7 protein-coding genes are annotated in these 6258 nt (G+C 67.7%); 6 read left to right on the forward strand and 1 reads right to left on the reverse strand.

The genetic code is table 11. The features are described from left to right. The first annotated feature begins 38 nt into the window (after nucleotides 1–38). Nucleotides 39–845 (forward strand): 3-methyl-2-oxobutanoate hydroxymethyltransferase, encoded by an 807-nt coding sequence (gene panB, locus VGF12_RS22990; RefSeq protein WP_331178373.1) that lies wholly within the window; start codon nucleotides 39–41, stop codon nucleotides 843–845. 2 nt (nucleotides 846–847) lie between these two features. Beyond that, nucleotides 848–1684 (forward strand): pantoate--beta-alanine ligase, encoded by an 837-nt coding sequence (gene panC, locus VGF12_RS22995; RefSeq protein ID WP_331178374.1) that lies wholly within the window; start codon nucleotides 848–850, stop codon nucleotides 1682–1684. Here panC and VGF12_RS23000 read toward each other — a convergent pair. Next, nucleotides 1677–2471 carry an FKBP-type peptidyl-prolyl cis-trans isomerase gene (locus VGF12_RS23000; RefSeq protein ID WP_331178375.1) on the reverse strand — a complete coding sequence of 265 codons (795 nt, stop codon included), beginning with the start codon at nucleotides 2469–2471 and terminating at the stop codon, nucleotides 1677–1679. The two genes, panC and VGF12_RS23000, sit on opposite strands and share 8 nt — an antisense overlap. Before the next feature lie 172 nt (nucleotides 2472–2643). Between VGF12_RS23000 and VGF12_RS23005 the strand changes: the two genes are divergently transcribed. From VGF12_RS23005 to VGF12_RS23020, 4 genes are all read left to right on the forward strand, one after another. Continuing rightward, complete coding sequence (locus VGF12_RS23005; RefSeq protein ID WP_331178376.1) at nucleotides 2644–3354, forward strand: peptidylprolyl isomerase; 711 nt, start codon at nucleotides 2644–2646, stop codon at nucleotides 3352–3354. A gap of 121 nt (nucleotides 3355–3475) precedes the next feature. Beyond that, on the forward strand, nucleotides 3476–4372 hold the full coding sequence (locus VGF12_RS23010; RefSeq protein ID WP_331178377.1) for an alpha/beta hydrolase: 897 nt from the start codon (nucleotides 3476–3478) through the stop codon (nucleotides 4370–4372). 21 nt (nucleotides 4373–4393) lie between these two features. Continuing rightward, nucleotides 4394–5434: a sensor histidine kinase gene (locus VGF12_RS23015; RefSeq protein ID WP_331178378.1), complete on the forward strand. Its 1041-nt coding sequence runs from the start codon at nucleotides 4394–4396 to the stop codon at nucleotides 5432–5434. Beyond that, nucleotides 5431–6153 carry a LytTR family DNA-binding domain-containing protein gene (locus VGF12_RS23020; RefSeq protein ID WP_331178379.1) on the forward strand — a complete coding sequence of 241 codons (723 nt, stop codon included), beginning with the start codon at nucleotides 5431–5433 and terminating at the stop codon, nucleotides 6151–6153. Before VGF12_RS23015 ends, VGF12_RS23020 begins: the two co-directional genes overlap by 4 nt. The last annotated feature ends 105 nt before the right edge of the window (nucleotides 6154–6258 follow it).

Consider the following 6258-nt stretch of genomic DNA (forward strand, 5'->3'; position numbering starts at 1 on the left):
CCGAGGGGTGACCCAGGGTTTTCCAGGAGATGCCAGCCATGACCGACCGCAAACCCATGTCCCTGCCGCGCTTGGCGCAGATGCATGCCAGCGGCGAGAAGATCACGATGTTGACCTGCTACGACGCGGCCTTCGCGAGCCTGCTGGACGAGGCCGGCGTCGACATCCTGCTGATCGGCGATTCCCTGGGCAACGTGCTGCAGGGCCGTGGCTCGACAGCCCCGGTCAGCCTCGAGGACATGGTCTATCACACGTTCTGCGTGTCGCGCGGCCACAAATGGGCCTGGATCATTGCCGACCTGCCCTTCGACAGCTATCACGTCAGCAAGGAAGAAGCCTGGAAGAGCGCCGCAGCGCTGGTGAAAGCCGGTGCCCACATGGTCAAGCTCGAGGGCGGGGGCTGGACGGTCGAGACGGTGCGCTTCATCAGCGAGCGCGGCATCCCGGTCTGCTGCCATCTCGGTTTCACGCCGCAGACGGTGAACGCGCTGGGCGGCTTCAAGGTGCAGGGCCGCGACGAGGCCGGGGCTGCGCGCATGAAGCGCGAGTCGATGGAGCTGGTCGAGGCCGGCGCCGCGATGTTGCTCTACGAGATGGTGCCTGCCGCGCTGGCGGCCGAGATCACGGCCGAGTCGCCGGTGCCTGTCATCGGCATCGGCGCCGGCGTTGGCACCTCGGGGCAGGTGCTGGTCCTGCACGACATGCTCAACATCACACCCGGACGCAAGCCGCGCTTCGTCAAGGACTTCATGGCTGGCAAGGATTCCGTGCTGGCCGCCGTGAAGGCCTATGTGGACGAGGTGAAGGCCAAGACGTTCCCCGTTAACGAGATCCACGGGTTCTGAAGATGCAAGTGATCCACACCATTGCCGAGCTGCGGGAGGCGCTTGTCATCCACCGCCAGCGCGGCTTCGTGCCCACGATGGGCAACCTGCACGACGGCCACCTGGCGCTCGTCAAGCAGGCCCGTGAGCTGATCGGCCCGGCAGGCGTGGTGGTCGCGAGCATCTTCGTGAACCGGCTGCAGTTCGCGCCGCACGAGGACTTCGACACCTACCCGCGCACACTGCAGCGCGACTGTGCGCTGCTCGAAGCCGCCGGTTGCGACATCGTCTTCGCGCCGAGCGAGAAGGAGCTGTATCCGGAACCGCAGGGCTACAAGGTGCAGCCACCCGCCGAGCTGGCCGACATCCTGGAGGGCCATTTCCGCCCCGGCTTCTTCACGGGCGTCTGCACGGTCGTGCACAAGCTCTTCAACATCGTGCAGCCGACGCAGGCGGTGTTCGGCAAGAAGGACTACCAGCAGCTGATGGTGTTGCGCCGCATGACAGCGCAGATGGCGCTGCCGGTCGAGATCCACGGCGGTGAGACGCGCCGCAGCGAGCAGGGCCTGGCCTTGTCGTCGCGCAATGGCTATCTGAGCGAGACCGAAAAGACGGAGGCGCTGCGCCTGTCCCGCTCGCTCAAGGCTCTGATCGCCCGCTGGCAGACTGGCGAGCGTGACCTGGCCGCGATGGAGGCAGATGCCATGCAGGCCATGCGCGACGCCGGCTGGGCGCCGGATTACCTGACGCTGCGACGGCAGCACGACCTCGGGCCGGCCGTTGATGGGCAGCCGCTGGTCGCGCTGGGCGCCGCGCGGTTGGGAACCACGCGGCTCATTGACAACCTCGAGCTCAGTTGACGGCGTTCAGCTGAACGTCGAACACCAGCACCGCGCCACCGGGGATCTTGCCGCTGCTGTCGCCGCTGTTGCCGTAACCCAGGCTGGCCGGGATGGTGATGGTGCGCTTGCCGCCCACCTTCATGCCGGTGATGCCCTGGTCGAAGCCGGGGATCACGGTGCCCGCGCCCAGCTTGAACGTGTATCCGGCGGTGTTGTTCTCGATCTGCAGGCCTTTGGTGCCGGCGCTGCGTGCGTCGTAGAGCCAAAGGGTGTAAGTCACCGTGACGTTCCTGCCCGCGTCAGCAGAGGCACCGGTCCCGGCGAGGGTATCCTGCGTTTTCAGGGCGGTCACGCCGGTCCAGCCATTCGGGTCCATCTCGATCTCGAACACCAGGGCTGCATTGGCCGGTACGGCGGGGGCCTTGCCCGTGCTGCCGTAGGCCATGCTGGCCGGCATGGTGATGGTGCGCTTGCCGCCCGGCTTCATGCCGATGACGCCTTGTTCGAAGCCCCTGATGAGTGAGTTGCTGCCGACCACGAAAGACAGCGGCGCCGCGCCGACGTTGCTGTCGATTTTGGTGCCCTTGGTGTCGGCGACGCGGACGTCGTAGATCCAACCCGTGTATGCCACGGCGGCGAGCGTGCCGGTGTCGACGGACGCGCCGGTGCCGACGATGGTGTCCGTCGTCTTCAGCGTGGTCACGCCGCTCCAGCCGTTGGGATCCTGATTGATGGGCGTGCCCGCGTCACTGCCGGAGCCACCGCCGCAGGCGGCGAGACCGAGGCTGGCGCTCAGAGCGAGCAAGAGGGCGGAACGGCGGTTGGTTGCAAAAGACATCGGGGTCGGCGGCAGGGATGTGGAAAAAACGCCAGCGCTGGGCGGCGGCGCGGACTATAGCCAGCACTGGTAATTGCTTGTAAGCAGAGTCAACAGAACATGGCGTCAGGCGTTGAGCCGGCATTCCCTGGAGACCGACATGCGCCTGCCCGCCCGTTTTGCCAGCCTCGTCCTTGCCTTTGGCGCGGCCGCACTGCTCAGCGCCTGCGGTGGTGGCGTCGAAGTCGAGATCGGCGGTGGAGGTGGGGGAGGCGGAGGCGGTGGCACGCAGTACCCGCGCCCCAACCCCAATCCGAATCCCCCGACCCTCTCGTGCAGCGCGGCCGGTCTGGCCGCGTCCACCGCCAGCACCTGGCCCACGGTCTGCATGCTGACCAGCAGCGGCGAGATGGTCGTCGAGCTCTATGACACCTACGCGCCGCAGACGGTTGCGAACTTCTACAAATACGTCGCCGCGGGTTTCTACACGCAGACGCTGATCCACCGCGTCGACCGCGATTTCGTCATACAGGGCGGCGGCTACACCAGCGGCATGGTGGTCAAGCAGCCGTTGTACGCCGCCATCAAGCTGGAGAGCAACAACGGCCTGTCCAACCTGCGCGGCACCATCGCGATGGCGCGCCGTAGCGACCCCGACTCCGCGACCAGCCAGTTCTTCTTCAACGTCCAGGACAACACCAGCCTGGACTACCAGAGCGCCGCCAACCCGGGCTATGCGGTCTTCGGTCGCATCATCTCCGGCCTGAACACGCTGGATGCGATCAACGTCGTGCCGACCTACACCTACAGCCCGACGGATATCGAGCCGCGCACCGAGGTGCTGGTCTACTGGGCACAGCGGCTGAAGTAGCCCGCCGCCGGCCCGGCCGGCTCGCCATTCATCCCCGCTTCCAGCCGTTCGTCACCGGGCTGTCAGTGCCGCGCCCGGGCTGCGGCAACATGCTTGCTTCACAACCTCGATGGAGACTCGCATGTCAGTCTGCAAGCGTTCCTGGATGGGCCTCTTTGCCGCCGCCGTGGCCATCGCGACGGCGCTGTCGGCCAGCAACGGCCAGGCCGCGCCGGCGGAATTTCGCGACCTGCGCGTCGACGTGGTGGGCCAGGGCCGGCCCGTCCTCATGATTCCAGGCCTGAACAGCGCCGCGGCCACCTGGACGCAGACCTGCGCCGCGCTGCAGCCCGGGGTGCAATGCCACGTGGTGCAGCTGCCCGGCTTTGCCGGCGCGCCGGCCGTGGTGACCGAACACTTTCTGCACGGCATGCGCGACCGCCTGCTGGCCTATCTCGACGACCGCAAGCTCGACCGGCCCGTGGTCATGGGCCACAGCCTGGGCGGCGTGCTGGCGCTGCAGATGGCGGCCGAACGTCCCGGCCGCATCGAGCGCCTCGTCATCGTCGACTCCCTGCCTTTCCTCGCCGGCCTGCGCGGCATGACGCCCGAGGCCGCGCGCGGCGCGGCAGCGGCGATGCGCCAACAGATGCTGGGCGCCACGAAGGAGCAGTGGGAAGCAGGTGCTCGGCAGGGGGCCATGGGAATGAGCCGTGACCCTGCCAACAATGAGCGCGTCTACGGTTGGAGCCTGGCGAGCGACCGTGCCACCTCGGCGCAGGCCATGTCCGAGCTCTGGGGTGAAGACCTGCGCCCGCTGCTGCCCATGATCACCACACCCACGGTGGTGCTGGGCGCCTGGGCCGCATTCGAGCCCATGGGCTCGACGCTGGAGAGCACCAGGAAGATCTTCGAGACGCAGTACGCCGGCCTGAACGGCGTGAAGGTCTCGATGAGCCAGCGCGGCTACCACTTCCTCATGTGGGACGATGCCGATTGGCTGGTCGGCGAGGTCAAAGCATTCATCGCCAGCCATTGAGCGGGTGTTGAAAGAGGGAGCATGACGACGCGCAAACGCCTGGCCGTGCAGGCCTTGCTGTGGAGTGGCTACATGGCCATCTCGCTCGCCATGGTGGCGAGCTTCCAGCGGATCACCGGCTCGCTCGTCTTCGTGATGGTGTGCGTCGGCGCCGGTCTGTTCGCGGCCAGCGAAGGATTGCGAGCGCTGGCGCTGTGGCAGCACTGGCTGGACAGGTCACCGCGCTCGCTGCTGCTCCGCCTGGTGTGCATGCCGCCCGTGTTCGCGTTTGGCCTGCAGGTTGCCCTCTACCTCGTCAACCGCCTCGGGCTTTGGCTGGGGCTGCTGGAGTTTCCGCCCAACATGCCCTATGGCTGGGCGGTGCTGGCGAGCTATACCGTCAACACCACCATCCTGCTTTGGCTGTGGATGGCCGCCTGGGTGGGGCTGCAGATGCTCAACCGCTGGCGCCGGGGCGAGATCGCCAAGTGGCAGGCCGAGGCGGCTGCCCGCGAGCTCGAGTTGCAGGTGCTGCGCGCCCAGATCAACCCGCATTTCCTGTTCAATGCCCTGAACAACCTGCGCGCCCTCGTCAATGAGGATCCCACCCGCGCCCGCGAGATGCTGAGCCGCCTGTCCAACACGCTGCGCCACACACTGCAGCACAGCGCCAAGGAGCGTGTGCCGCTGGTCGACGAGTTGGCCGTCGTGCGCGACTACATCGCGTTGGAACAGCTGCACCACGAGGAGCGATTGCGCGTGGCATGGCAGGTCGACCCCGCCACGGCCGACGCCAGCGTGCCGCCCATGCTGCTGCAGCTGCTGGTGGAGAACGCCATCAAGCATGGCATCGCGCGCACCCCCGGCGGCGGGGTGGTGGACATCGCCATCCGCCGCCATGGCCCCACCCTCAGCGTGGCCGTCGCCAACCCCGGCCGTTGGGCGCCGGGTGCCTCCGAAGGCACTGGGCTTGGCCTGGTCAACCTGCGTGAGCGCCTGGTGCGAGCCGGCGGCCCCGGTGCCGGCTGCAGCGTCGCTTCGGCGAACGGCCGTGTCATCGTCACGATGGACCTGGCCGCATGAGGATCTACATCGTCGAGGATTCGCGCCTGGCGCGACAGGAGCTGCGCACGTTGCTCGCTGCCATCCCGGACGCTGACATCGTCGGCGAGGCCGCCGAGCTGGCGCCGGCCCGCGAGGCCATCGAGGCGCTGGCTCCAGAGCTGTTGCTGCTGGACGTTGAGCTGCCCGGCGCCACAGGCTTTGACCTGCTGGACCGGCTCGAGCACCTGCCCCTGGTCGTCTTCACCACCGCCTACGACCAGCATGCGCTCGCCGCCTTCGAACGCAACGCGCTGGACTACCTCCTCAAGCCCATCGACCCCGAGCGGCTGGCGGCGGCGCTGGCCAAGGCGCGCGAGCGCCTGCGGCCCGCGTCGGTCGTTGCGTCCGCGTCGGCCGGCCTGAAGGGCGCCGAGGACATGGTCTTTCTGCGCGACGGCGAGCGCTGCTGGTTCGTGCGCCTGGGCGACATCGCCGGGTTCGAGGCCTGCGGCAACTATGCGCAGGCCTGGTTCGACGGCCAGCGCCCGTTGCTCGCGCGCACCCTCACAGGCCTGGAAGAGAGGCTGGACCCGCAGCTCTTCTTCCGCGCCAGCCGCAGCCACCTGATCAACCTGCGCTGGATCCAGGCCATAGCACCCTCCAGCAGCGATGGCTACCGCGTCACGCTGCGCGATGGTCACCAGGTCGAGGTGTCGCGGCGGCAGGCCAAGCTGCTGCGCGAGAAGCTGGAGCTGTAGCAGACTCGCGGTCATGCCTGTGACCGACATCCCAGCTCTCCCCACTCTCCGGCGCATTGCCATCACCACCGGCGGAGGCGACGCGCCCGGCCTCAACGCCGTGAT

The sequence above is a fragment of the Roseateles sp. genome, from assembly GCF_036404855.1.
GTDB lineage: Bacteria > Pseudomonadota > Gammaproteobacteria > Burkholderiales > Burkholderiaceae_C > Pelomonas.

Excerpts from the sequence above, each read along its gene's own strand:
- VGF12_RS23005 (WP_331178376.1), top strand. The coding sequence starts at position 2,644 with ATGCGCCTGCCCGCCCGTTTTGCCAGCCTCGTCCTTGCCTTTGGCGCG.
- VGF12_RS23010 (WP_331178377.1), top strand. The coding sequence starts at position 3,476 with ATGTCAGTCTGCAAGCGTTCCTGGATGGGCCTCTTTGCCGCCGCCGTG.
- panB (WP_331178373.1), top strand. The coding sequence starts at position 39 with ATGACCGACCGCAAACCCATGTCCCTGCCGCGCTTGGCGCAGATGCAT.
- VGF12_RS23020 (WP_331178379.1), top strand. The coding sequence starts at position 5,431 with ATGAGGATCTACATCGTCGAGGATTCGCGCCTGGCGCGACAGGAGCTG.
- panC (WP_331178374.1), top strand. The coding sequence starts at position 848 with ATGCAAGTGATCCACACCATTGCCGAGCTGCGGGAGGCGCTTGTCATC.
- VGF12_RS23015 (WP_331178378.1), top strand. The coding sequence starts at position 4,394 with ATGACGACGCGCAAACGCCTGGCCGTGCAGGCCTTGCTGTGGAGTGGC.